Here is a 22,680-nt window from a genome sequence, read left to right as displayed (position 1 = left end):
CCAACGGCTTATGGGTTCTGGAGTCCGTCCGTAGGGCTACGCGGGAACCTCCGGTCATCACCGGGACGGACGGGCCGGGACGGGCCTCTGGACGGACCGGGCCGGGCTTCAGGACGGACGGGTCAGGCCTCAGGACGGACGGGTCAGGCCAGACCCCGGCGCGCCACCGCGGGGGGACGGTGGCCCGCGATGGCCGCCACCATGTCCAGGACCTGCTTCGTCTCCGCGACCTCATGGACGCGGTAGACCCGGGCCCCGAGCCACGCCGAGACGGCGGTCGTCGCCAGGGTGCCGGTCAGCCGCTCCTTGACCGGCTTGTCGAGCGTCTCGCCGACGAAGTCCTTGTTGGAGAGCGAGACCAGCACCGGCCAGCCCGTCTCCGCCATCTCGCCCAGCCTGCGGGTCGCTTCGAGGGAGTGCCGGGTGTTCTTGCCGAAGTCATGGCCGGGGTCGATCATGATCCGGTCCCGGCGGACGCCCAGCTCCAGGGCGCGCTCGGCCAGCCCGAGCGTCACCCGCAGGATGTCCGCCATCACGTCGTCGTACGCGATCCGGTGCGGCCGGGTCCTGGGCTCCGCCCCGCCCGCGTGCGTACAGACCAGACCCACGTCGTACCGCGCGGCGACCTCGGCCAGCCGGGGGTCCACCCCGCCCCACGCGTCATTGAGCAGATCCGCGCCCGCCTCGCAGACCGCCTCGCCGACGTCGTGCCGCCAGGTGTCGACGCTGATGACCACGTCCGGATGACGGCGGCGCACCTCGGCGACGAAGCCGACCGTACGGCGGGCCTCCTCCTCGGCCGTGACCTCCTCGCCGGGTCCGGCCTTCACCCCGCCGATGTCGATGATGGCGGCCCCTTCGGACACCGCACGCTCCACCCGGTCGAGGGCGGGCTGATCGCGGAAGGTCGCGCCCTGGTCGTAGAAGGAGTCCGGGGTCCGGTTGACGATCGCCATGATCACCGGCTCGCGCGCGTCGAATTCCCGACGTCCCAGCCGCAGAGTCCCGCTGCGCATCCCCTGATTCCTCCTCGTGTTCGTCCGCCTGCGACCTTAGGGCCTCCCGCTGTCCCGGAGCGGACGGCCCCGGCTGTCAGCGGGGCATGGCACGATCGGCACCGGACGTTTTCCTGCCCCGGGAGAAGCTCGTGTTCTTGTTCTTGCTCATCGCGATGGTCGTGGTCGTCGCCGCGGTCACGCTCGCGGTCGTCGGCGGCGGCGACCGCGAGATCCTGCCGGAGGCCGCTCCGGAACGGCTGGTGGACCCCCTGCCGCTGACCCGCCCGGTCGGCCGTGCCGACGTCGAGGCGCTGCGGCTGCCGGTCGGGGTGCGCGGCTACCGGATGGCGGAGGTGGACGAGGTGCTCGGCCGGCTCGGCGCGGAGCTGGCGGAGCGGGACGCGCGGATCGCGGAGCTGGAGTCGGCGCTCGCCGGGGTCCAGGCCACCGCCGTCTCCTCGCCCGACCTCTTCAAGAAGCCCGGAGATCTTTTCGACAGCCCCGGAGACCTCTTCGGCAAGCCCGGAGAGGAGACCGGCCGGTGACCGACGGCTCGGTGGTGACGGGTCCCGACGGGAAGCCGCGTTGCCCCTGGGGCCTGTCGGCCGAGGACTACGTCGCGTACCACGATTCCGAGTGGGGCCGCCCGGTCCACGGCGACGACGCCCTCTTCGAGCGGCTGAGTCTGGAGGCGTTCCAGTCCGGGCTGTCCTGGATCACGATCCTGCGCAGGCGCGAGACCTTCCGCGACGCCTTCGGCTCGTTCAAGATCGCGTCGGTGGCGGAGTTCACCGACGCGGACAGGGAGCGGCTGCTCGCCGACCCCGGCATCATCCGCAACCGCGCCAAGGTCGATGCCACGCTGGCCAACGCGCGGGTCCTCGCCGACTGGTCCGAGGGTGAGCTGGACACGCTGATCTGGTCGTTCGCACCGGACGCGGCGAAGCGCCCGGCTCCTCGTACGAACGCCGACGTCCCGGCGGTCACCGACGAGTCCACGGCGCTCGCCAAGGCCCTCAAGAAGGCCGGCATCCGCTTCGTCGGCCCCACGACCGCCTACGCCCTGATGCAGGCGTGCGGTCTGGTGAACGATCATCTGGCGGACTGCTTCGTACGGGACAGCGTCGCGGGCGCGGGTGCGGCGCGGGGCTGACGGGCCGGGCCCTGTCACCAGCCGGGCACGAGCACCGACGCCCGCGACCACCGACGCCCGCGACTACTGACTACCGACGCCCGACGACTAGTGCCCGACGACTAGCGCCCGACGACTAGCGTCCGACGTACCGCGGCTTCTCCTTCGCCAGGAACGCGCGCACCGCGATGGCGTGGTCCTCCGACGCGCCCGCCCGCGACTGGAGTGCGTCCTCCCGCTCCAGCGTCTCGGCCAGCGAGTGCCCCGCTCCGTACGCCAGGGACTCCTTGATCGCCGCGTACGCGAGCGTCGGACCCGAGGCCAGGGCGCGGGCCACGGCGGCGGACTCGGCCGCCAGGTCGGCGGCGGGCACCAGCCGGTTCACCAGGCCCCACTCCTGCGCCTCGCGGGCCGGCACCGACCGCGGGAAGAGCAGCAGATCCGTCGCCCGGCTCCGGCCCACCAGCCGCGGCAGCGTCCAGGAGACCCCGGAGTCCGCGGTCAGCGCGACCCCCGCGAAGGATGTGTTGAACGCGGCCGTGTCCGCCACCACCCGGTAGTCCGCCGCCAGGACGAACCCGAGGCCCGCGCCCGCCGCGACCCCGTTGACACCGGCCACCACCGGCTTGGGCATCTCGGTGATCGCCCGCAGGATCGGGTTGTAGTGCTCGCGCACGGTACTCATCGTGTCGCCGGTGCCCGCCGCCCGGTCCGCTTCGAGCAGCGCGGTGTGCTCCTTGAGGTCCTGTCCGACGCAGAACGCCCGGTCGCCCGAGGCGGTCAGCAGCACTCCCCGTACGGCCGGGTCGGCGGCGGACGCCACCAGCGCGTCCCGGAGCGCGACCTTGGCGGCGATGTTCATCGCGTTCATGGCCTCAGGCCGGTTGATCGTGATCGTTGCGAGTCCGTCGTGCACCTCGTACAGCACGGTGTCGGCCATGATCGGTCCCCTTCGCGGCTCGGGCGGTCCTGTCCGGCCCCAGCATGGCGGAGATCGTCGGCGCCGGGCATGTGACCTGCGTCTAAGAAAGTCGGGCCCCCATGGAGCGCGGGGCGGCGAAGTATCGCAGGCGGATCGCCGAATTGAGGGGTTTTGCGAGAGCGCGTTGCGCAAGCGATGCCGTCCGATGTTGGTCATCGGGTCCCGCCATGCGGGATAATGGGCTGGAAGCAATGTGTTCGATGCCGGTGACACAGCGCCTGTCATGGGGCCGCCGGCTGCGATGAGCTGGTTTCAGGAAGGGGAACGAGCATGGCGGCCATGAAGCCGCGAACGGGCGACGGCCCGCTCGAGGTGACCAAGGAGGGGCGGGGCATCGTCATGCGCGTTCCGCTCGAAGGCGGCGGTCGGCTTGTCGTCGAGCTGACTCCGGACGAGGCGGATGCGCTCGGCGACGCGCTGAAGAAGGTCGTCGGCTGAGCGGAGCGCTCACAGTCTCCGGGGTGTTCGGTCACCTCTGGACAGACAGAACTCTGCCCCGGTACGGACAGGTCCGTGCCGGGGCAGAGCTCTGTTTCCGGGACTTCACCGCGTTCCGGTAGTTCAGCCGCGTTGGGGGGACGTCAGCCGCGTTCGGGGACGTCAGTCGCGTTCCGGGACGTCAGCCGCGTCGCATCGCGCAGAGCAGCCCGTCGCCCACCGGCAGCAGCGTCGACTGGAGCTCCTGGCTCTCCCGTACGGTCCGCAGCAGCTCCCGCAGCCGCAGCACCTCCGCGGGCTGGGCCGCCGAGTCCACCGTCCGGCCGCCCGCGAAGACGCCTTCGAAACAGACCAGGCCACCGGGGCGCAGCAGCCGCAACGATTCAGCGAGATAGTCGAGACACTCCAGCCGGTCGCCGTCACAGAAGACGAGGTCGTAACCGCCGTCCGCGAGCCGGGGCAGAACGTCCAGGGCACCGCCGGGGATGAACCGCGCGCGGTTCCCCGCGAAGCCCGCGGCCCGGAAGGCCTGCCGGGCGAACTGCTGGCGCTCGGGCTCGGTGTCGACCGTGGTCAGGACGCCGTCCGGCCGCATGCCCTGGAGCAGATACGTACCCGAGACGCCGGTACCGGTGCCGATCTCGGCGACCGCCTTCGCGTCCAGGGTGGCAGCGAGCAGACGCAGCGCGGCGCCGGTGCCTGGTGACACCGAGCGGAGCCCTGTCTCCCGGGCCCGGTCACGGGCCCAGCGCAGTGCTTCGTCCTCGGCGACAAAGGCGTCGGCGAACGCCCAGCTCGTCTGCCGGTTGGCGGTAATGACCCTCTCCTTGTCCCCGTTGGCGGCGCAACGGTGACTGTATCCGCTGCGCCCGGGAACCCGCAGATGGGACCGGACGTTAAGAAGAAGCGGGGAACACCCGGATCAAGAGCTGCGACCGGGCCTAATTTGACGTAAAGATTCTTATCCGGAGCTAACGGGCGGAGTGGCTATGGTAGGGGCTCCACTGGACACCACCAGAGCCGATAGGGGAGGTGCGGCTGAGCCTGTGGATCGGGGAGGAGTGCTGACGCGCTTTCTCAGGTCGGCCGGCAAGCCGAAATCCGTGACCAACACCGCTGACCGTTCTCGCTCCACCGACTCCGCAGTTACGGCGACCTTCGCATCGGATGCGGAATCGCAGGCGTGGACGCCTCCCAGCTGGGAGGAGATCGTCAGCACGCACAGCGGACGTGTCTACCGCCTCGCCTACCGCCTCACGGGCAACCAGCACGACGCCGAGGACCTGACGCAGGAAGTCTTCGTCAGAGTCTTCCGCTCGCTGTCGACCTACACCCCCGGCACGTTCGAGGGCTGGCTGCACCGCATCACCACCAACCTCTTCCTCGACATGGTCCGCCGCAAGCAGCGGATCCGGTTCGACGCGCTCGGTGACGACGCGGCGGAGCGGCTGCCCAGCCGTGAGCCGTCGCCGCAGCAGGTCTTCCACGACACGCACTTCGACGCGGACGTCCAGCAGGCGCTGGACACCCTCGCGCCCGAATTCCGCGCGGCGGTGGTGCTCTGCGACATCGAGGGGCTCTCGTACGAGGAGATCGCGGCCACGCTCGGAGTCAAGCTCGGCACCGTGCGCAGCCGGATCCACCGCGGCCGCTCGCATCTGCGCAAGGCTCTCCAGCACCGTTCCCCCGAGGCAAGGGCCGAGCAGCGCGCCTTCGTGAGCGTGGCCGGGGAGGGCGGAGCGGCGTGAGTGGCACGAGCCCCACCCCCGCCGAGCAGCATCTGGGGGACAGACTCGCCGCCTTGGTTGACGGGGAGCTGGACCATGACGCGCGCGAGCGCGTGCTGGCCCATCTCGCCACCTGTGCCAAGTGCAAGGCGGAGGCCGACGCCCAGCGCCGGCTCAAGAGTGTGTTCGCCCAGTCCGCTCCGCCGCCGCCCTCCGCCGGTCTGCTCGCCAGACTGCAGGGGCTGCCGGGCGGCCTTCCCGGATCCGGGGGCGGTGACGACGACAACGGAAAAGGGCTCTTCGACGGGGGGCGCTTTGGTGAGGGCGTTTTCGGCGTCCGCACCGACGGCTTCGGTTATGTCCCGGCGGGCGCCCATGCAGCCGTACTGCCCGGCGGCTCCGGCTTCCGGATCCATGAGGTGGGACGCCAGGAGGCCGAACGGTCGCCGTGGCGCGGCAAGCGGTTCGCCTTCGCCGCCGCCAGCGCGGTGTCGTTCGCCGCGATGGCCCTCGGCGGGACGATGCCGCTCGGTACGGCCGCGGACGCCCTGCCCCGGGGTGGCGCGGGCAACAACGTGACTCCCCTGCGGGCCCCCGGCACCGCGGGCCCGTCGGCCGTCGGCGGTGAGTCCTCCCGGCGTCAGGGCGGCGGCAGCGGAGCGCTGTCACGGTCCGCCGACCGCCCGGCCCCTGCGGCCCCTCCCGGCATGTTCCAGGCGCAGACGCTCTCGGAGCGCCCGTTCGCGCCGGGCGCCCTGGTGAGTCCGTCCCCGGCGCTGCTGATCCGGCCCACGGGCTCGGCCCTCCAGATCGACGAGGCGTCGGGGGTCGGCCCCACGGCCACGCCCAACCCGACCCGGCTGGCCGCCCCGACGCTGCCCGGCACGCCGCTTTCCGCCCGGCGCTAGAGCGTGTCGCGAAAGTCCCGTCCGCCCGGCGGCCCCCTGCGCGGAAAACCGTAAACCTGGTTGAATCCTTGGCAGGGTGCCCATCGGGGCGCGGAACGGCAGTTGCGGGGAGAGCATGGACGACGGGAAGCCGACCGGACCCACGGTGAAGTGGTGGAGCCGTCCCTCGGCCGAGGGCGCGGTACCGCAGGGGTCCGGGGTGCCGCCGGCCCGGAGCGACGAGGTGACGGCGCAGTCGCCGCCCGCCGCTGACGGGCCGTCAGCGGCGGCTGACCCGGCCCCGGTCCCCGCCGGCCCGGCTCCCGTACCCGTCGACGCGGCTCCGGCACCTGTCGACGCGCCCCCCGTGCCCGCCGACGCCGTTCCCGTGCCCCCCGACGTGGCTCCGGCTCCCGTACCCGTCGACGCGGCTCAGGCGCCTCAGGGGCGTCCGCGGCCGCTGCACGAGCCCGACGCCTACAGCACTCCGCCCTACGGCGAGCCCGGCCCCTGGGCGCTCGCTCCGCCCGTACAGCGCCCCACGCCCGCGCACGGCACGCCACTGCCGCCGCCCGCGCACGCGGCGCCGCCGCAGGTCCAGATCCCGCAGCAGCCGCACGCGCAGCCGCACCACCCCCAGCCGCCCCACCAGCCGGTCCCGGGGTCCCAGCCTCCGCCCCCGCCCCCGCCCCAGGCACACGCCCAGGCGCCCGGCGGGCCCGAGTCCTCGCAGTGGCACCGGTACGACCCCTGGAACGCGCCGGGGCCCCAGCCCCTGACCCAGTACGGCGAGCCGCCCAAGCGGCGCGGCCTGCGGCGGGCCGGGCTCGTCGCCGCCGGGGCGCTGGTCCTCGCCGCCTGTGTCCTCGGCGGCGCGGTCGGCGCGTACATCGAACGCAACGGCGGCTTCACCAGCGTCGAACTCCCGCAGGCCGACGCGGAAGCGGGCGGGCGCGCGCCCGACAGCGTCGCGGGCATCGCCGCCAGGGCGCTGCCCAGCGTCGTCACCCTGCATGTCAGCGGCAGCGATGAGCAGGGCACCGGCACGGGCTTCGTCCTCGACCGGCAGGGCCACATCCTGACGAACAACCACGTCGTCCAGCCGGCCTCCTCCTCCGGCGAGATATCCGTCACGTTCAGCGACGGCCAGACCGCCAGGGCGAAGCTCGTCGGCAAGGACAGCGGCTACGACCTGGCCGTCGTCAAGGTCACCGGCGTCTCCGGGCTCAAGCCGCTGCCGCTGGGCAACTCCGACAGCGTCCAGGTCGGCGATCCGGTGGTGGCCATCGGCGCCCCCTTCGATCTGTCCAACACGGTGACCTCCGGGATCATCAGCGCCAAGCAGCGCCCCATCACCGCGGGGGGCGAGAAGGGCGACGGCAGCGACGTCAGCTATGTCGACGCGTTGCAGACGGACGCCCCGATCAACCCCGGCAACTCCGGCGGCCCGCTGGTGGACACCCGCGCCCGGGTCATCGGCATCAACAGCGCGATCCGCGCCGCGGACAGCGGCACCGGCCTCACCGGCGGCCAGTCGGGCTCGATCGGCCTCGGCTTCGCGATACCGATCAACCAGGGCAAGCGCGTCGCCGAGGAACTGATCAACACCGGGAAGGCCACGCACCCGGTGATCGGCGTCAGCCTCGACATGGAGTACGCGGGCGACGGCGCCAAGGTCGGCGACAAGGGTGCCGACGGCGGGCCCGGGGTGACCGCGGGCGGCCCCGGCGCCAAGGCCGGCATCAAGGCGGGGGACGTCATCACGGAGGTGAACGGCCAGCGGGTGCACAGCGGTGAGGAGCTGATCGTCAAGATCCGCGCCCACCGCCCCGGCGACCAGCTGGAGCTGACACTGGACCGCGGAGGTAAAGAGCGGACCATGAAGTTGACTCTCGGCTCCGCAGACGGCACCTGACGGCCACCGGAAGGTACCGCCCGGACAGTTCCGGCAGGTACCGTGGAGCGGCCCGGACCTCGCCCGACCTTCGACCCACCCCGAGGAGCAGCACGTGTTCAATGACATTGGCGCCCTTGAGGTGATCGCGATCGCGGTTCTCGCCGTGATCGTCTTCGGTCCCGAGAAGCTGCCCAAGGTCATCCAGGACGTCTCCGGCTTCATACGGAAGGTCCGCGCGTTCTCCGAGAGCGCCAAGGAGGACATCCGCTCCGAGCTGGGTCCCGAGTTCAAGGACTTCGAGTTCGAGGACCTCAACCCCAAGACGTTCGTCCGCAAGCAGCTGATGGACAACGACGATCTGGGGCTGAAGGAGATCCGCAGCAGCTTCGACCTCCGCAAGGAGATGAACGAGGTCGCGGACGCGGTGAACGGTCACGAGAGCGCGTCCGAGACGGACACCTCCGCGACGCCGGTCTCCCCGAATGGCTCCGCTGCGATCGGGTCGTCCGCGACCGGCGCTTCCACCATTCCCGACCTGCTCAAGAAGCCGGAAAAGGCCACTCGGCCCGAACGTCCGCCCTTCGACGCAGACGCCACCTGAGTACGATCAATCCCATCGGGTCGGGACCTGGTGGCTATCCTCCAAGTGTTCGGTAGTGGGGCGCCCGTCGGGGGCGGGCCGCTCCGTACGCTCACGATCGAGGAGGCGCCGGCAGATGGAGACGACGAGTCGGGCGGGTACGCGGGACGCGGCCAGCTCAGCCAGGGCCGGAGGCGGGGCAGCCGCCCTGCGTTCGGTCGAGGGCTATCTGCGGGCGCCTTTTCCCTGGTACGGACTGGATGACGCCTTCACCGGGCCGCGCTGGCTCATGCAGGTCGGCGCGACGGCCGACGGAACGGTACGGCACGGCGCCACGGGCCATGGTGAAGAGCCGTCGATAAGACCGGAGGCTCCGGCCGCCGACAGGGAACGCTTCGCGGTGGTCGTGACGGTGGCCACGAGCCCCGAACGGCGCACCGGTGACGGTACCGGGCACCTGGACGCCACCACGGCCTCCTCGGCGGCCTGGCTGGCCGGTTCGGCGCTGCTGGCGTTCACCTGGCCTCCGCAGCTGGACCACTCGCTGCGTGACAACTGGCTGGAGCAGCAGACGGAGGCCGCGTTCGAGCTGGCCGACGATCTCGACGGGCCCGACTGGACGACGCTCTCGCTGCCCGTCGACGCGGAGCCGACGCCGTTCCACTACCGCGAGTCCGAGTTCGGCTGGGTGCTGGCCGGCTCGACGCGCCGCGGGGTGCACCTGGGGGCGTACGGGCGCGGGATGAGCGCCTACGGCCTCGGCTTCTCGGTGATCGAGGACATCAGGACGTACGCGTCCTAGGGGCGACAGCCAAGGGGCAACGGGCAAGGGGCGACCGCAATGGGCGGCCGCCCCTTACCCGTTGACGCTGTCGAGCTGTCGATCCTGGCCCCGTCTCAGAACTTGTTGCGCGGGGTGATCCCCAGCGACATGCCCGACAGACCGCGCTGCCGGCCGCCCAGCTTGCTCGCGATCCCGCGCAGCGCGGTGGAGGCCGGTGAGTCGGGGTCGGAGAGCACGATGGGCTTGCCCTCGTCGCCGCCCTCCCGCAGCCGTACGTCGATCGGGATCGCGCCCAGCACCGGCACCTCGGCGCCCGTCGTCTTCGTCAGCCCCTCGGCGACCAGCTTGCCGCCGCCGGTGCCGAAGACGTCGATCATCTCGTCGCAGTGCGGACAGGGCAGACCCGACATGTTCTCGACCACGCCGACGATCTTCTGATGGGTCTGTACGGCGATGGAGCCGGCCCGCTCGGCGACCTCGGCCGCGGCCTGCTGCGGGGTGGTGACCACCAGGATCTCGGCGTTCGGCACGAGCTGCGCCACCGAGATCGCGATATCGCCGGTCCCCGGCGGCAGGTCGAGCAGCAGTACGTCCAGATCGCCCCAGTAGACGTCGGCGAGGAACTGCTGGAGCGCGCGGTGGAGCATCGGACCGCGCCAGACGACCGGCGCGTTGCCCGGGGTGAACATCCCGATGGAGATCACCTTCACGCCGTTCGCCGACGGCGGCATGATCATGTTCTCGACCTGTGTGGGCCTGCCGTCCGCGCCGAGCATCCGCGGCACGCTGTGCCCGTAGATGTCCGCGTCGACCACACCGACCTTCAGCCCGTCGGCCGCCATCGCGGCGGCCAGGTTGACCGTCACCGAGGACTTGCCGACCCCGCCCTTGCCCGACGCCACCGCGTACACCCGGGTCAGGGAGCCCGGCTGGGCGAAGGGCACCTCGCGCTCGGCGGTGCCGCCGCGCAGCGAGGCCGCCAGCTCGCGCCGCTGCTCGTCGCCCATCACGTCCAGCGTGACGTCCACCCGCGTGACACCCGCGACCCGGGCGACCGCGTCGGTCACGTTCCGGGTGATCGTGTCGCGCATCGGGCAGCCGGACACCGTCAGATAGACCGTGACGGCCACCGCTCCGTCCGGACCGATATCCACCGATTTGACCATGCCGAGGTCGGTGATCGGCCGGTGGATCTCGGGGTCGTTCACCGTCGCCAGCGCTTCGCGCACCGCTTCTTCCGCAGGGACGGCGGTTCCGTACGTGTCGGTAGCCATACCGAGATGGTACGGCGGTCCGCACCGGCTCGGGAAAGCCCGTCAGCGGTCGGGTTCCTCACGCCCGGGTTCCGGCCGGGGCGGCGCGTGCTGCTCCGTCATGTCCCGCATCAGATCCTGGAGCTCCGACCGGATCCAGTCGCGTGTGGCGACCTCGCCGAGGCCGATCCGCAGCGCCGCGATCTCGCGCGTCAGGTATTCGGTGTCGGCGATCGAGCGCTCGTTCTGCTTGCGCTCCTGCTCCTGTGTGACGCGGTCCCGGTCGTCCTGGCGGTTCTGTGCCAGCAGGATCAGCGGCGCCGCGTACGACGCCTGGAGGGAGAGCATCAGCGTCAGAAAGATGAACGGGTACGGGTCGAAGCGCAGTTCACGCGGGGCGGTGACGTTCCAGACGAGCCAGACGATGATGATCAGCGTCATCCAGACGATGAAGCGCCCCGTCCCCAGAAAACGGGCGATTCGCTCCGAGAGCACCCCGAAAGCCTCGGGATCGTACTCGGGCAGCAGCCGGCGCCGCGGCGGGGCGGGCTGATCGAGCCTGACCCGGCCACCCCGCATCAGCGCGGTCGACCCGGCCCCCGAGCTGGTCCTCGCGCGCTCCCGGCCGGGCTCCCTGTCGGGGCGCTCACTCACCACGGGCCGCCTCTTCCATGCCGTGGTAGCCGGTCTCCCGCCAGTCGTCGGGCAGCAGGTGGTCCAGCACGTCGTCGACGGTCACGGCGCCGAGCAGCGACCCGCCCTCGTCCACCACCGGCGCCGACACCATGTTGTACGCCGCGAGATGGCTGGTGATCGCGGGCAGCGGGGTGTCGGGCGCGAGCGGCGGCAGATCGCTGTCGACGATCGAGCTGACCAGCGTGTACGGCGGATCCCGCAGCAGCCGCTGGAAGTGCACCGTGCCCAGGTACTTGCCCGTCGGCGTCTCGTCCGGCGGCCGGCAGACATAGACCTGCGCCGCGAGCGCGGGGGAGAGGTCCGGGAGCCGTACCCGGGCCAGCGCCTCCGCCACCGTCGCGTCGGGCCGCAGCACGATCGGGTCGGTCGTCATCAGACCGCCCGCCGTGCGCTCCTCGTACGCCATCAGCCGCCGCACATCGGCGGCGTCGTCCGGCCGCATCAGCGTGAGCAGCCGCTCCTTGTCGTTCTCGGGCAGCTCGGAGAGGAGGTCGGCCGCGTCGTCCGGGTCCATGGCCTCCAGGACATCGGCCGCGCGCTCCTCCTTGAGCTTGCCGAGGATCTCCACCTGGTCGTCCTCGGGCAGCTCCTCCATGACATCCGCGAGCCGGTCGTCATCGAGGGCGACGGCCACCTCGCCCCGCCGCTTCGGGGTCAGATGGTGCAGCACATTGGCGAGATCGACCGGACGCAGGGTCTCGAAGGTGGCGACAAGGCTCTCCGCGCCCTGCCCCTCCTCCTCCAGCGAGAAGCCGGTGATCGCGGACCAGTCGACGGTCAGGGTCTCCCCGCGCCGCCGCAGGGCGCCGCCCTTCCTGCCGCGCCGTACGAAGACCTTGTCGATCTCCCAGTCACGGCGGGCCGGCAGCTGACGGACGGCGACATCGAGGACCGTCACCTCCTCGCCGCTCTCCACGAGCCGCACCCGGCGGTCGAGCAGCTCGCCGAGGACGAGGCGCTCGGTGGGCCGCTGCTCGAAGCGGCGTACGTTGAGCACGCCCGTGGTGATCACCTGGCCGGAGTCCACACCGGTCACCCGGGTCATGGGCAGAAAGATCCGGCGCCGGCTGAGCACCTCGACGACCAGTCCGAGCAGCCGCGGCGGACGGCCGCCGACCCGCAGCATCGCCACGAGATCGCGGACCCGGCCCACCTGGTCGCCGACGGGATCGAAGACGGCCACACCGGCGAGATGCGAGACAAAGATCCGGGGGGCGCCTGCCGCCATTTCCCAGCGCCTCCTTCGTCCGCGGTTGTCCTTCTATCCAGCGGGATAACGGGTTCAGGCTAGCCCGTACCGCTGCGGTACGCCCTGACGGATCCGTCCGTACAGCCTTCCTGCGATGTCTGTGCGGTCTCTGTCGAGAGGTACCTCCGGCCCGGGTACGCTGCGGTCTGCCATCCCCAGCTGCGTTTGAGAGGCAGTGCGTCTGTGACCGTTCTCCTGTCGTCCGGCCGTGCCCGCAGGGTCGCTCTCCCCGTCGCGTTCTGCGTGGGGCTGGCCGCGGTTCTCACGGCATGCGGTGAGGATCCGGACGAGGGTACGAACGGGGTCGGCAAGCTCTCCGCCACCGAGATCGAGAGAAAGGCGCAGACCGCGGCGAACGCCGCGGGCGCGGTCAGGCTCGCCGGCACGCTGGTCACGCAGGGAGAGACCTACAAGCTCAACATGCGGCTCAAGGCGAACGGCGGGACAGGAACCGTCACGTCGAAGAACAGCACCTTCCAGCTGCTGCGCATCGAGGACGCGCTCTTCCTGAAGGCCGACGCCGGTTTCTGGAACCACGCGGACGATGAGGGCGGCGACGGCGACGGCGGCAAGGAGAGCGCCAAGCCCAGCGCTTCGGACGCCGAGGCCGCGGACAAGCTCCAGGACAAGTATGTGAAGGTCCCGGAGGACGACCCCTCGTACGAACAGCTCAGCGGCTTCACGGACATGAAGGTGCTGCTCGCCGGGATACTGACGCTGCACGGCAAGCTGAACAAGGGCGACCGCGACCGGATCGGCGGCGTGAAGACCATCAAGATCAACGGCGGTGAGGGCGACGGCGGGACGCTGGACGTCTCGCTGGAGGGCGCACCGTACCCGCTGCAACTGGTGCGCGCGGGCGGCGCGGGGACGCTCTCGCTCGCCGACTGGGGCCGTGACTTCGAACTGGCGGCGCCGGCCAAGGGCGAGACCGTCGACTACGGCAGCCGGCTCCCGGCCACCAGCGACTAACTCCGCTTGCCCTTGCCGTTGCCCCTGCCCTTGTCGCGCTTGAGCAGGAGCCGTCCGAGCGAGGCCGGCAGGGGCTGACGGGTCGTCGCGTCGGTCGGCAGCGGCGCCGCCGCCAGCGAGGAGTCCGGCAGGTCGGTGATCGCGTCCTGGGGTGTCAGCCGCAGCACCCGGCACTCACGCGCCCAACGGTCCGTCATCACCTCGGCGTCGGGCGCGTTCAGCCGCTTGCCCTTGAGCTCGGCGACGGCCGTCTCCCAGCCCTCCGAGTGCGGTGCCAGCTCCACGACGGCCGCCGTCCAGGCGACGAGCCGGCCGCCCTTGTCCTTGCTCCGTACGGTCACCTCGGCCACCGAGCCGTCCGCGAGCCCCGGCAGCGGCTGCTCCCCGGGGCCGTCCCCGACCAGCAGCGCCGCGCCCTCGTGCCATACGTGCCACAGCGCGCGGTCGGGACCCGAGCCGCGCACCCAGATGAGGCCGGACTTCTTCGTGGCCTCTTCGACGAGGACCTGTCCGAGGTCGGGCCCGAGGTCTGCTTCTGTCATGCCCGCAGCCTATCCAGCCGCCGGGACGGCGGCCGGACAGGACGTACTCGGCGGGCCGGACCGGCCCTCAGAGCCAGCCGTTCCGCTTCAGGGTGCGGTGGATCGTCAGACAGATGGTGGCGATCGCGGCGAGCACCATGGGATAGCCGTACTTCCATCCCAGCTCCGGCATGTGCTCGAAGTTCATGCCGTAGATCCCGCACACGGCCGTCGGTACGGCGATGATCGCCGCCCAGGACGTGATCTTGCGCATGTCCTCGTTCTGCGCGACCGTCGCCTGCGCCAGATTCGCCTGGAGGATCGAGTTCAGCAGCTCGTCGAAGCCGATGACCTGCTCGTGCACCCGGGCCAGATGGTCGGCGACATCGCGGAAGTACTTCTGGATGTCCGGGTCGACCAGCCGCATCGGCCGCTCGCTCAGCAGCTGCATCGGCCGCAGCAGCGGGGAGACGGCCCTCTTGAACTCCAGCACCTCGCGCTTGAGCTGGTAGATACGCCCGGCGTCCGCGCCGCGCGAGCTGCCTTTCTCCGGTGCCGAGAACACATCGATCTCGACCTCGTCGATGTCGTCCTGCACGGCCGCCGCCACCGCGACGTACCCGTCGACGACATGGTCCGCGATGGAGTGCAGTACGGCGGAGGGCCCTTTGGTGAGCAGCTCGGCGTCGCTCTCCAGCCGGTGGCGCAGCGCACGCAGCGAGCCCTTGCCGCCGTGCCGGACGGTGATCACGAAGTCCCGGCCGGTGAAGCACATGACCTCGCCGGTGTCGACCACCTCGCTGGTCGCGGTCAGCTGGGTGTGCTCCACGTAGTGGATGGTCTTGAAGACGGTGAACAGGGTGTCGTCGTACCGCTCCAGCTTGGGCCGCTGGTGCGCGTGCACGGCGTCCTCCACCGCCAGTGGGTGCAGCCCGAACTCGGCCGCGATACCGGCGAATTCCTCCTCCGTCGGCTCGTGCAGGCCGATCCAGGCGAAGCCGCCGCCCTCGCGCACCCGCAGCATCGCCTCGTGCGGGGTGACGCAGGGGTTCTCGGTGACCCGCCGGCCGTCGCGGTAGACCGCGCAGTCGACGACCGCGCTCGACGCGGAGGGGTCACGGGTGGCGTCGTACGTGTCGTACTTGCCGTACACGGGCTTGGTCTTGCGCAGGGACGGACGGACCGCTGCGCGCAGGTCACGGATCATCGACATGGCGGGCTCCTTCACGGAGAGGCCGTCGGCGAGGCGTGGCACAGCCCGGAATGGGGACGTGAATGCGTACGTCCGCAAAGCGGGCGGCACCGGAGGGTCGCGGTGACGGCGTTCGCTACAGACAGGCAGAGAGTCAGATACTGCTCAGGCACTGCTCAGGTACTGAGAGACGTGCTCTTCCGTCGTGCGATATGCCGTGGGCCCGGGGGACGGGGCGTCAGATCACCGGACACGAGGTCCGTACGGAAGAGCGGTTGGTACTGGCCGGGTGACTTCGATCCACCGCAGCCCCACCTCCTCCGGCCGGTCCCCCGTAGGGGATGACGTCGTCGGGACAAGAGGGCAACGCTTCTGCGTGCTGTCCCTACCAGCGGCCAAGACTATCAGCACACTGAGGGCCAACTCTGACCCTTGCCCAATCCTTACGGGATCTATGCTCGCCGGATGGGAGAAATTCTTGATCGGGTCGAGGCCCGGCTCCGCACGGCGCTGGGCGAGCCGGACGCGCGCGCTGCGGTGACGTTTCTCGGGACGGACCGCTTCGAGGTGCTGCGCTTCGTGGACTCCCAGGGCGGCTCCGGTGTGGTGCGCTACGCCACGCTCGGGATGTCGGCGCAGCCGATGGCGGACCCGTCGGCGCTGCTCGCCGACCCCGTGAAGGGACCGCGCGCCGAACTCGTCCTGTCGGTGCGCGCCGGGCTCGCCGATACCGATCAGGTCCTCCGCCCGCTGGCCGTGCTGGCCGCGTCCCCACAGGTCGAGGGCGTGGTCGTGGCCCCGGGCAGCTCGCTCGACCTCGGTGAGCCGCTGTGGCCGGGGGCGCCCTTCAGCTCCGTACTGGTCGGTGAGCCGGGCGGGCTGGTGGCGGATCTTGAGCTGGACGCGCCGCTGGAGCCGGTGCGGTTTCTGCCGCTGCTGCCGATGACGCCCAATGAGGCGGCGTGGAAGCGGGTCAGGGGCGCGCGGGAGCTTGAGGAGCGCTGGCTCGCGCGGGGCACGGATCTGCGCGACCCGCTGCGCGCCTCCGTGCCCCTGGACTGAGGACTGAGCGGTACTGGGTCTGAGCGGTACTGGGTCTGAGCGGTACTGCGGACCGGGCGGTACCGGGACCGGGCGGGACCGGGAAGTGAGCGCGGACACACTCGGCGTTTCCCCGCCGCGTCAGCCAGTCGGCCAGTCAGCCGGTCAGCCGGTCAGCGGCTTCAGTCGGCGAAGACCGTGACGCCGTCCTCCGTGGCGTGCGCGGGCCGCAGCTCCTCGGCCTCCCGGCTCAGCGCGCCGCGCCGTACGCCCACGATGACCGCTCCCACGACGGCCGCGAGCGCGGCGACCACGAACGGGATGTGGACGTTGCTCCACTCCTCGATCTTCGGTGCGAGGAAGGGCGCCGCCGCCGCGGCGAACCAGCGGACGAAGTTGTAGCCCGCGCTCGCCACCGGCCGGGGCGCGTCGGAGACACCCAGCGCCAGTTCGGTGAAGACGGTGTTGTTCAGGCCGATGAAGGCGCCGGAGACGATCGTGCCGACGACGGCCGCGGTGTGGTTCCCGTATCCGAGCACCAGCAGATCGACGGCGAGCAGCACGAGTGAGCCGCCCAGCACCTGGAGCGAGCCGAAGCGCCGCTGGAGCCGGGGCGCCACCAGTACCGAGAAGACCGCGAGCAGCAGCCCCCAGGCGAAGAAGACGGCCCCCGACGCGTACGGGGTCATGTTCAGTACGAACGGCGTGAAGGCCAGCACGGTGAAGAACGCGTAGTTGTAGAAGAACGCCGAGGCCGCCGCGGACGCGAGCCCGCCGTGCCCCAGGGCCCTGACCGGATCGAGCAGCGACGTCCTGCGCGCGGGCCTGGGCTGTTCCTTGAGGAACGCCGTGATGCAGACGAAGCCGATGGCCATCAGGGCCGCGGTGCCGAAGAACGGATAGCGCCAGCTGGCATCGCCGAGCAGCGCGCCGAGCAGCGGTCCGCAGGCCATGCCGAGGCCGAGCGCCGACTCGTACAGCAGGATCGCCGCCGCGCTGCCCCCGGCCGCCGCGCCGACGATCACGGCGAGCGCGGTCGAGACGAAGAGCGCGTTGCCGAGCCCCCAGCCGGCCCGGAAGCCGACCAGTTCGGTCACCGACGACGACGTACCCGACAGGGCGGCGAAGACCACGACGAGCGCCAGACCGGCGAGCAGGGTCTTCCTGCCCCCGATGCGGCTGGAGACCCAGCCCGTGAGGAGCATGGCGACCGCGGTGATCAGGAAGTACGAGGTGAAGAGCAGCGAGACCTGGCTCGGGGTCGCCTCCAGACCCTTGGCGATGGACGGCAGGATCGGGTCCACCAGACCGATCCCCATGAAGGCCACGACGGACGCGCCCGCCGTGGCCCAGACGGCCTTCGGCTGACGCAGCAGACCGCCCGCTCCCTCGTCTCCCTCGTCGAACGGATCCTCTCCGCGCATGAGGCGTGCCCTCCACTCTCCCGCTGGATCGATGCAATATGCACACAATAAGTTAGGCAAGCTAATGAGTGCAAGTTACATCTATCTCTCCGTGCTCGGACTCTGACCGGACGGGTGATCGTCCTTGACGCGGCGTCGGCCGGGGAGGACCGTGGGGCGCTATGAGGGGCGAACCCAGTTGCCCGAAGTGCGGTGGCCGAGTCAGGGCGCCCGGCCTCTTCGCCGACTCCTGGCAGTGTGATGTACATGGCACGGTGCATCCGCTGCAGCCCGTGATACCGCCCAGCGTCGAGGCCCTCGGTGTCGTGGTGCACCGCGCCCAGGTGCCGGTGTGGATGCCCTGGCCGCTGCCGGTCGGCTGGCTCTTCACCGGCGTGGCGTACGCGGGCGACGACCGCAGCGGGGGACGTGCCACCGCCGTCGCCTGCTCGGGACCGGGGCCGCTCGGCGGTATGGGGGAACTGCTGCTCGTCGCCGAGGAGCTGGGCGTCGGACTCGGCGCGCGCTACGCGGGGATCGACGGCCCGGACCCGGGCCCCGCCATCTGCGTCGACAAGCCACCGCAGACCAAGGTGCTCGCGGCCGGCCGGCCCACCCCGCTCTGGCATGTCGCGGACGCCCCGGAGGACCGCGCGGTCTTCGCGGGCGAGGCGCTCGGGCTGTGGCTGTGGGCGATCGTCTGGCCAGAACAGTCGGGGCTACTGCTCTACGACGAGGTGGTGCTGACCGATCTGCGGGACGTGGGCGCGGAGATGGAGCTGCTGCCCTGCGGAGCGCTGTCGCCCCGGCTGCTCTCCTGAGTCACTGACCGCCCGTGAGCCTCTGTGACCGTCTCCGAGGGGCCTTGAGGGGCCTTGAGGGGCCTTGAGGGGCCGCCTCCCTGCCCGCCGCCCGTCCCGGCCCGCGTGGGCGCCCGACGCGTCCTGGGCCGTCCCCGCGTGCCGTTATCCTTGACCGTCCCCCTGTCCGCGCCGAACCTCCGGAGTGACGCGCCGTGCGCATCGATCTGCACACTCACTCCACGGCCTCCGACGGTACGGACACCCCCGCCGAGCTGGTGCGCAACGCGGCCGCCGCCGGGCTCGACGTCGTCGCGCTGACCGACCACGACACCACCCGCGGCCACGCCGAGGCGATCGCCGCGCTCCCGGCCCTCGACCGGGACCTCACCCTCGTCACCGGCGCGGAACTCTCCTGCCGGCTCGACGGCATCAGCCTGCACATGCTGGCGTACCTCTTCGACCCGGACGAGCCGGAGCTGCTGGCCGAGCGGGAGCTGGTACGGGACGACCGCGTCCCGCGCGCGCGGACGATGGTCCGCAAGCTCCAGGAGCTGGGCGTCCCCATCACGTGGGAACAGGTGTCGCGCATCGCGGGCGACGCCTCGCTCGGCCGTCCGCACATCGCCACCGCCCTCGTCGAACTCGGCGTCGTCGAGACCGTCTCCGACGCCTTCACCACGGAGTGGCTCGCGGACGGCGGACGCGCGTACGCCGAGAAGCACGAACTCGACCCCTTCGAGGCGATCCGCATGGTCAAGGCCGCCGGAGGGGTCACCGTGTTCGCGCATCCGCTGGCAGCCAAGCGCGGCCGCGTCGTGCACGAGTCCGCCATCGTCCGGTTCGCCGCCGCCGGTCTCGACGGCATCGAGGTCGACCACATGGACCACGACGAACCGACCCGGGCGCGGCTGCGCGGACTGGCCGCCGAACTCGGCCTGCTGGCCACCGGATCCAGCGACTACCACGGCAGCCGCAAGTCCGTGGAACTCGGCGGCTGTACCACCGACCCGGAGATCTACGGCGAGATCACCCGGCGGGCCTCCGGCGCCTTCCCGGTACCGGGTGCGGGCGGACGCGCGTAAGTCCGGCCGTACCGCGCCGTATCCGTACCGCCTCCCCTTTTCCGTACCGCTTCTCCGCAGCGCTTCCTCGTGCCGCTTCCTCATGGCGCGGTCGCGCCCTCGCCTCGTCGCGCCTCCGCGCGCGTCCGTTCCCGTGTCTCCCGCCCGTCTCCCGTCTCTACGTCCCGCAAGGCCTCACTGTGTTCGACTTCGCCGTCTTCGGCTCCCTCTTTCTCACGCTCTTCGTGATCATGGACCCTCCCGGGATCACCCCGATCTTCCTCGCCCTCACCTCCGGCAGGCCCGCCAAGGTCCAGCGCGCCATGGCCTGGCAGGCGGTGGCCGTCGCCTTCGGGGTGATCACCGTCTTCGGGCTGCTGGGCCAGCAGATCCTGGACTATCTGCATGTCTCCGTACCGGCGCTGATGATCGCCGGCGGGCTGCTCCTGCTGCTGATCGCGCTGGATCTGCTGACCGGCAAGACCGATGAGCCGAAGCAGACGAAGGACGTCAATGTCGCGCTCGTCCCCCTGGGCATGCCGCTGCTCGCGGGACCCGGCGCGATCGTGTCCGTCATCCTCGCCGTCCAGCACGCCGACGGCGCCTCGGCGCGGATCTCGGTCTGGGCGGCGATCGTCGCGATGCATGTCGTGCTCTGGCTGACGATGCGCTACTCGCTGCTGATCATCCGGCTGATCAAGGACGGGGGAGTGGTGCTGGTGACCCGGCTGGCCGGGATGATGCTTTCGGCCATCGCCGTTCAGCAGATCATCAATGGCGTCACCCAGGTGATCCAGGGCGCCTGACATGGGCAGCGCCCCCGTACGAGTGATCCGTACAGGGGCGCTTCGTCGGTTCGCGGCCGGTCGCTGTCGTACGCGTCGCGAAGGGATACGGGGTTACGAGGCCGAGGTTTCGGCCGGGCGGATATAGATGCGCTGGCCCATCGCGGCGGCCTGCTGCACGATCCGGTTGACGGAGGCGGCGTCCACAACGGTGCTGTCGACAGCGGAGCCGTCAACATCGTCGAGTCGCATGATTTCGAAGCGCAAGGCTTCTCCCTTCGTCTGATCCTCCTGCTGGAGAACTATGGGGTGACGGACTGAGCCGTCGGCAGTTACATCCAGATGCAACGGCTTGCCCACTGCAAACATTCCCTACGCTAAGGAAAATTTTCGGATGACTAACTTCTGGCGGGTACAGTCGCGTCCGCAGAGAATGAACGGTGTATGAGCGAGGCAGAGATCAACCCGGAGATCGCCGACATCGGCGCCCGTCTGGAGCGCACCAACGAGCTGCTCCAGCGCATGCTCGCCGAAGTCGCCAAGACCCCGTCCACACATGCCATCTTCGTCGACGCCGGTTACGTCTATGCTGCGGCCGGATTGCTGGTGGCGGGCACTGAAGACCGGCGTGCCTTCGATCTGGACGCCGAGGGGCTCATCGAGGCCTTCATCGACAAGGCCCGGATCATCTTCGCGGACAGCCGGCTGCTCCGCGTGTACTGGTACGACGGCGCGAGACGCCGGATCCACACCTCGGAGCAGCAGTCCATCGCCGAACTGCCCGACGTCAAGGTCAGGCTCGGCAACCTGAACGCCAACAACCAGCAGAAGGGCGTCGATTCCCTGATCCGTACGGATCTCGAATCGCTCGCCCGGCACCGCGCCATCAGTGACGCGGCGCTGGTCGGCGGCGACGAGGACCTCGTGTCGGCCGTCGAGGCGGCCCAGGGGTACGGCGCGCGCGTGCACCTCTGGGGCATCGAGGCGGGCGAGGGCCGCAATCAGGCCGAGCCGCTGCTGTGGGAGGTCGACAGCCAGCGCACCTTCGACCTGGACTTCTGCAAGCCGTATGTCACCCGCCGCCCGGTCACCACGTACGAGCACGAGGGTGAGCCGCCGCCCTCCCGCGACCAGGTGCGGTTCATCGGCGCGCAGATCGCCGCGACCTGGCTGGCGGAGCGCGGCCGGGAAGCCATGGCCGAGCTGCTGCCGGGCCACCCGTATCTGCCGGGCCCGGTGGACCAGGACCTGCTGATCGAGGCGGAGAAGCTGCTCCAGCGGTCGCTACGGGGCCACGCGATACTGCGGCGGTCGCTGCGGGACGGTTTCTGGCACCACTTGCAGTCGCAGTACTGACGGCCCGGTCCGGCCTCTCCACCCCGGCCTCCACCCTGGCGGTCGGCCGTGGGTGCCGAGGTGAGCGGTGTCAGGCCGTGTCAGCCGTGGGTGTCCCAGAAGTCCCTGAGCGCGGCGGCGGTCTCCAGCGGCCGGTCGGTGTTGGGCGAGTGCTGGGCGCCCTCGATGACCGTCCGGCGGGCGCCGAGGCGCACGGCCATCTCGTCCAGCAGCGGCACCGGCCACGTGTCGTCCCGTTCGCCGGACATCACGTGCTTCGGGAGCGGCCGTACGGCGGCCAGCTCGTCCACCCGGTCCGGCTCCACGCTCAGCTGTCGGCCGGTGGCGATCAGCTGGGCCGGCTGGGTGAGGAGCCAGCGCCTGCGCAGATCCTCCCCGTCGATGGCGGTCTCCTCGGGCGGATCCATCGAGCGCATGATCTCCCAGACCTGCCCCATCGTCATGGCCCTGAGCGCCCCGCTGAGCAGCTCGGCCCGCTCCCGCTGGACGTGGGTGACCCGCGCGGGCCCGGAGGACAGCAGCGTCAGCGTGACGAACGGGCCGGGGTCGAGCAGCACGGCGGCACGGGCGATCAGACCGCCGAGCGAGTGCCCGACCAGATGCACGGGGGAGCCGAGCTCCTCCGTCTGCGCCAGTACGTCGGCGGCCAGCTCGCTCTGCGCGTAGCCCTCCTCGGTCTCCGGGCCCGCCGTCTCGTACTGGCCGCGGCCGTCCACGCAGACGACCCGGTAGCCGGCCTCCGTGAGGGGCTCCAGCAGCGCGATGAAGTCCTCCTTGCTCCCGGTGAACCCGGGGAGCATCAGCGCGGTGCCGCGCGGCTCCCCGGCCGGCCGCGCGTCGAGCGTGGCGAAGGGCCCGCGGCGGGTCGCGAGCGTACGGGCGCGGGCGCAGGAGGGCGGGACGAACGTGGGCGGCCGACTCAT

25 protein-coding genes are annotated in these 22,680 nt (G+C 71.0%); 14 read left to right on the top strand and 11 right to left on the bottom strand.

The annotated features are described in order from the left end of the window. Positions 1–143: 143 nt before the first annotated feature. Positions 144–1,016: a dihydropteroate synthase gene (folP, locus tag CU044_RS22335; protein WP_129770494.1), complete on the bottom strand. Its 873-nt coding sequence runs from the start codon at positions 1,014–1,016 to the stop codon at positions 144–146. Between the two features lie 86 nt (positions 1,017–1,102). Here folP and CU044_RS22330 point away from each other — a divergent pair, with 86 nt between their 5' ends. Both CU044_RS22330 and CU044_RS22325 read left to right on the top strand, forming a co-directional pair. Continuing rightward, a complete protein-coding gene (locus CU044_RS22330) occupies positions 1,103–1,543 on the top strand; it encodes a DivIVA domain-containing protein (RefSeq protein ID WP_193564041.1) in 441 nt (146 codons plus the stop codon). Further along, a complete protein-coding gene (locus CU044_RS22325) occupies positions 1,540–2,151 on the top strand; it encodes a DNA-3-methyladenine glycosylase I (RefSeq protein WP_129770492.1) in 612 nt (203 codons plus the stop codon). The genes CU044_RS22330 and CU044_RS22325 overlap by 4 nt, the downstream gene beginning before the upstream one ends. A gap of 115 nt (positions 2,152–2,266) precedes the next feature. Here CU044_RS22325 and CU044_RS22320 read toward each other — a convergent pair whose 3' ends face one another. Further along, entirely contained in the window at positions 2,267–3,070 is an 804-nt protein-coding gene (locus CU044_RS22320; RefSeq protein WP_129770491.1) for an enoyl-CoA hydratase-related protein, read from the bottom strand. A 312-nt stretch (positions 3,071–3,382) separates the two neighbouring features. Between CU044_RS22320 and CU044_RS22315 the strand changes: the two genes are divergently transcribed. Further along, on the top strand, positions 3,383–3,550 hold the full coding sequence (locus CU044_RS22315; protein WP_003966491.1) for a DUF3117 domain-containing protein: 168 nt from the start codon (positions 3,383–3,385) through the stop codon (positions 3,548–3,550). Between the two features lie 181 nt (positions 3,551–3,731). Here the strand turns inward: CU044_RS22315 and CU044_RS22310 are convergent, their stop codons facing one another. After that, entirely contained in the window at positions 3,732–4,433 is a 702-nt protein-coding gene (locus CU044_RS22310; RefSeq protein ID WP_129770490.1) for an O-methyltransferase, read from the bottom strand. Between the two features lie 106 nt (positions 4,434–4,539). On the opposite strand from CU044_RS22310, the gene sigE reads away from it, so the two are divergent. The 5 genes from sigE to CU044_RS22285 all read left to right on the top strand — a co-directional run bounded on the left by sigE (position 4,540) and on the right by CU044_RS22285 (position 9,443). After that, positions 4,540–5,298: an RNA polymerase sigma factor SigE gene (gene sigE, locus CU044_RS22305; RefSeq protein WP_193564040.1), complete on the top strand. Its 759-nt coding sequence runs from the start codon at positions 4,540–4,542 to the stop codon at positions 5,296–5,298. Next, positions 5,295–6,185 carry a zf-HC2 domain-containing protein gene (locus CU044_RS22300; protein ID WP_129770489.1) on the top strand — a complete coding sequence of 297 codons (891 nt, stop codon included), beginning with the start codon at positions 5,295–5,297 and terminating at the stop codon, positions 6,183–6,185. The genes sigE and CU044_RS22300 overlap by 4 nt, the downstream gene beginning before the upstream one ends. Before the next feature lie 115 nt (positions 6,186–6,300). Continuing rightward, the gene (locus tag CU044_RS22295) at positions 6,301–8,079 is read left to right on the top strand and encodes a trypsin-like peptidase domain-containing protein (protein ID WP_129770488.1); all 1,779 of its coding nucleotides are present in this window, start codon (positions 6,301–6,303) and stop codon (positions 8,077–8,079) included. Positions 8,080–8,173: 94 nt separating this feature from the next. Next, positions 8,174–8,662, top strand: a complete 489-nt coding sequence (locus tag CU044_RS22290) for a sec-independent translocase (RefSeq protein WP_129770487.1) — start codon at positions 8,174–8,176, stop codon at positions 8,660–8,662. A 115-nt stretch (positions 8,663–8,777) separates the two neighbouring features. Then, a complete protein-coding gene (locus CU044_RS22285) occupies positions 8,778–9,443 on the top strand; it encodes a hypothetical protein (protein WP_193564039.1) in 666 nt (221 codons plus the stop codon). A gap of 95 nt (positions 9,444–9,538) precedes the next feature. Here CU044_RS22285 and CU044_RS22280 read toward each other — a convergent pair whose 3' ends face one another. From CU044_RS22280 to CU044_RS22270, 3 genes are all read right to left on the bottom strand, one after another. Beyond that, positions 9,539–10,699, bottom strand: coding sequence for an Mrp/NBP35 family ATP-binding protein (locus tag CU044_RS22280; RefSeq protein ID WP_240045768.1), 1,161 nt, complete (start codon positions 10,697–10,699; stop codon positions 9,539–9,541). A gap of 42 nt (positions 10,700–10,741) precedes the next feature. Beyond that, positions 10,742–11,257, bottom strand: coding sequence for a DUF1003 domain-containing protein (locus tag CU044_RS22275; RefSeq protein ID WP_165371963.1), 516 nt, complete (start codon positions 11,255–11,257; stop codon positions 10,742–10,744). Between the two features lie 67 nt (positions 11,258–11,324). Further along, positions 11,325–12,602 carry a CBS domain-containing protein gene (locus tag CU044_RS22270; protein WP_129770485.1) on the bottom strand — a complete coding sequence of 426 codons (1,278 nt, stop codon included), beginning with the start codon at positions 12,600–12,602 and terminating at the stop codon, positions 11,325–11,327. A 204-nt stretch (positions 12,603–12,806) separates the two neighbouring features. Between CU044_RS22270 and CU044_RS22265 the strand changes: the two genes are divergently transcribed. Next, positions 12,807–13,595, top strand: a complete 789-nt coding sequence (locus CU044_RS22265) for a hypothetical protein (RefSeq protein WP_129770484.1) — start codon at positions 12,807–12,809, stop codon at positions 13,593–13,595. On the opposite strand, the gene CU044_RS22260 is transcribed toward CU044_RS22265, so the two are convergent. Further along, positions 13,592–14,137, bottom strand: a complete 546-nt coding sequence (locus CU044_RS22260; RefSeq protein ID WP_129770483.1) for a hypothetical protein — start codon at positions 14,135–14,137, stop codon at positions 13,592–13,594. The two genes, CU044_RS22265 and CU044_RS22260, sit on opposite strands and share 4 nt — an antisense overlap. 67 nt (positions 14,138–14,204) lie before the next feature. Then, positions 14,205–15,329, bottom strand: a complete 1,125-nt coding sequence (locus tag CU044_RS22255; RefSeq protein ID WP_129770482.1) for a magnesium and cobalt transport protein CorA — start codon at positions 15,327–15,329, stop codon at positions 14,205–14,207. A gap of 444 nt (positions 15,330–15,773) precedes the next feature. On the opposite strand from CU044_RS22255, the gene CU044_RS22245 reads away from it, so the two are divergent. After that, positions 15,774–16,370 (top strand): suppressor of fused domain protein, encoded by a 597-nt coding sequence (locus CU044_RS22245; protein ID WP_129770481.1) that lies wholly within the window; start codon positions 15,774–15,776, stop codon positions 16,368–16,370. Positions 16,371–16,531: 161 nt separating this feature from the next. Here CU044_RS22245 and CU044_RS22240 read toward each other — a convergent pair whose 3' ends face one another. After that, positions 16,532–17,773 (bottom strand): MFS transporter, encoded by a 1,242-nt coding sequence (locus CU044_RS22240; protein WP_129770480.1) that lies wholly within the window; start codon positions 17,771–17,773, stop codon positions 16,532–16,534. Positions 17,774–17,934: 161 nt separating this feature from the next. Between CU044_RS22240 and CU044_RS22235 the strand changes: the two genes are divergently transcribed. The 3 genes from CU044_RS22235 to CU044_RS22225 all read left to right on the top strand — a co-directional run bounded on the left by CU044_RS22235 (position 17,935) and on the right by CU044_RS22225 (position 20,422). Then, positions 17,935–18,573 (top strand): DUF6758 family protein, encoded by a 639-nt coding sequence (locus CU044_RS22235; RefSeq protein ID WP_129770479.1) that lies wholly within the window; start codon positions 17,935–17,937, stop codon positions 18,571–18,573. A gap of 194 nt (positions 18,574–18,767) precedes the next feature. Further along, positions 18,768–19,637, top strand: a complete 870-nt coding sequence (locus CU044_RS22230) for a PHP domain-containing protein (RefSeq protein WP_129770478.1) — start codon at positions 18,768–18,770, stop codon at positions 19,635–19,637. 179 nt (positions 19,638–19,816) lie between these two features. Beyond that, the gene (locus tag CU044_RS22225) at positions 19,817–20,422 is read left to right on the top strand and encodes a MarC family protein (protein ID WP_129770477.1); all 606 of its coding nucleotides are present in this window, start codon (positions 19,817–19,819) and stop codon (positions 20,420–20,422) included. 93 nt (positions 20,423–20,515) lie between these two features. On the opposite strand, the gene CU044_RS22220 is transcribed toward CU044_RS22225, so the two are convergent. Beyond that, positions 20,516–20,761 carry a hypothetical protein gene (locus CU044_RS22220; RefSeq protein ID WP_129770476.1) on the bottom strand — a complete coding sequence of 82 codons (246 nt, stop codon included), beginning with the start codon at positions 20,759–20,761 and terminating at the stop codon, positions 20,516–20,518. Positions 20,762–20,845: 84 nt separating this feature from the next. On the opposite strand from CU044_RS22220, the gene CU044_RS22215 reads away from it, so the two are divergent. Further along, positions 20,846–21,757, top strand: a complete 912-nt coding sequence (locus tag CU044_RS22215) for an NYN domain-containing protein (protein WP_129770475.1) — start codon at positions 20,846–20,848, stop codon at positions 21,755–21,757. Between the two features lie 80 nt (positions 21,758–21,837). Here CU044_RS22215 and CU044_RS22210 read toward each other — a convergent pair whose 3' ends face one another. Next, entirely contained in the window at positions 21,838–22,680 is an 843-nt protein-coding gene (locus CU044_RS22210) for an alpha/beta hydrolase (protein ID WP_129770474.1), read from the bottom strand.

The sequence above is a fragment of the Streptomyces sp. L-9-10 genome, assembly GCF_004151105.1.
Taxonomy (GTDB): domain Bacteria; phylum Actinomycetota; class Actinomycetes; order Streptomycetales; family Streptomycetaceae; genus Streptomyces.
Note: the sequence above shows the minus strand (reverse complement) of the source record. Positions and strands in the feature narration are given on the sequence as shown.

Excerpts from the sequence above, each read along its gene's own strand:
- folP (WP_129770494.1), bottom strand. The coding sequence starts at position 1,016 with ATGCGCAGCGGGACTCTGCGGCTGGGACGTCGGGAATTCGACGCGCGC.
- CU044_RS22330 (WP_193564041.1), top strand. The coding sequence starts at position 1,103 with ATGGCACGATCGGCACCGGACGTTTTCCTGCCCCGGGAGAAGCTCGTG.
- CU044_RS22320 (WP_129770491.1), bottom strand. The coding sequence starts at position 3,070 with ATGGCCGACACCGTGCTGTACGAGGTGCACGACGGACTCGCAACGATC.
- CU044_RS22315 (WP_003966491.1), top strand. The coding sequence starts at position 3,383 with ATGGCGGCCATGAAGCCGCGAACGGGCGACGGCCCGCTCGAGGTGACC.
- sigE (WP_193564040.1), top strand. The coding sequence starts at position 4,540 with ATGGTAGGGGCTCCACTGGACACCACCAGAGCCGATAGGGGAGGTGCG.
- CU044_RS22295 (WP_129770488.1), top strand. The coding sequence starts at position 6,301 with ATGGACGACGGGAAGCCGACCGGACCCACGGTGAAGTGGTGGAGCCGT.
- CU044_RS22285 (WP_193564039.1), top strand. The coding sequence starts at position 8,778 with ATGGAGACGACGAGTCGGGCGGGTACGCGGGACGCGGCCAGCTCAGCC.
- CU044_RS22280 (WP_240045768.1), bottom strand. The coding sequence starts at position 10,699 with ATGGCTACCGACACGTACGGAACCGCCGTCCCTGCGGAAGAAGCGGTG.
- CU044_RS22275 (WP_165371963.1), bottom strand. The coding sequence starts at position 11,257 with ATGCGGGGTGGCCGGGTCAGGCTCGATCAGCCCGCCCCGCCGCGGCGC.
- CU044_RS22270 (WP_129770485.1), bottom strand. The coding sequence starts at position 12,602 with ATGGCGGCAGGCGCCCCCCGGATCTTTGTCTCGCATCTCGCCGGTGTG.
- CU044_RS22260 (WP_129770483.1), bottom strand. The coding sequence starts at position 14,137 with ATGACAGAAGCAGACCTCGGGCCCGACCTCGGACAGGTCCTCGTCGAA.
- CU044_RS22255 (WP_129770482.1), bottom strand. The coding sequence starts at position 15,329 with ATGTCGATGATCCGTGACCTGCGCGCAGCGGTCCGTCCGTCCCTGCGC.
- CU044_RS22245 (WP_129770481.1), top strand. The coding sequence starts at position 15,774 with ATGGGAGAAATTCTTGATCGGGTCGAGGCCCGGCTCCGCACGGCGCTG.
- CU044_RS22240 (WP_129770480.1), bottom strand. The coding sequence starts at position 17,773 with ATGCGCGGAGAGGATCCGTTCGACGAGGGAGACGAGGGAGCGGGCGGT.
- CU044_RS22235 (WP_129770479.1), top strand. The coding sequence starts at position 17,935 with ATGAGGGGCGAACCCAGTTGCCCGAAGTGCGGTGGCCGAGTCAGGGCG.
- CU044_RS22215 (WP_129770475.1), top strand. The coding sequence starts at position 20,846 with ATGAGCGAGGCAGAGATCAACCCGGAGATCGCCGACATCGGCGCCCGT.
- CU044_RS22210 (WP_129770474.1), bottom strand. The coding sequence starts at position 22,680 with ATGAGTCGGCCGCCCACGTTCGTCCCGCCCTCCTGCGCCCGCGCCCGT.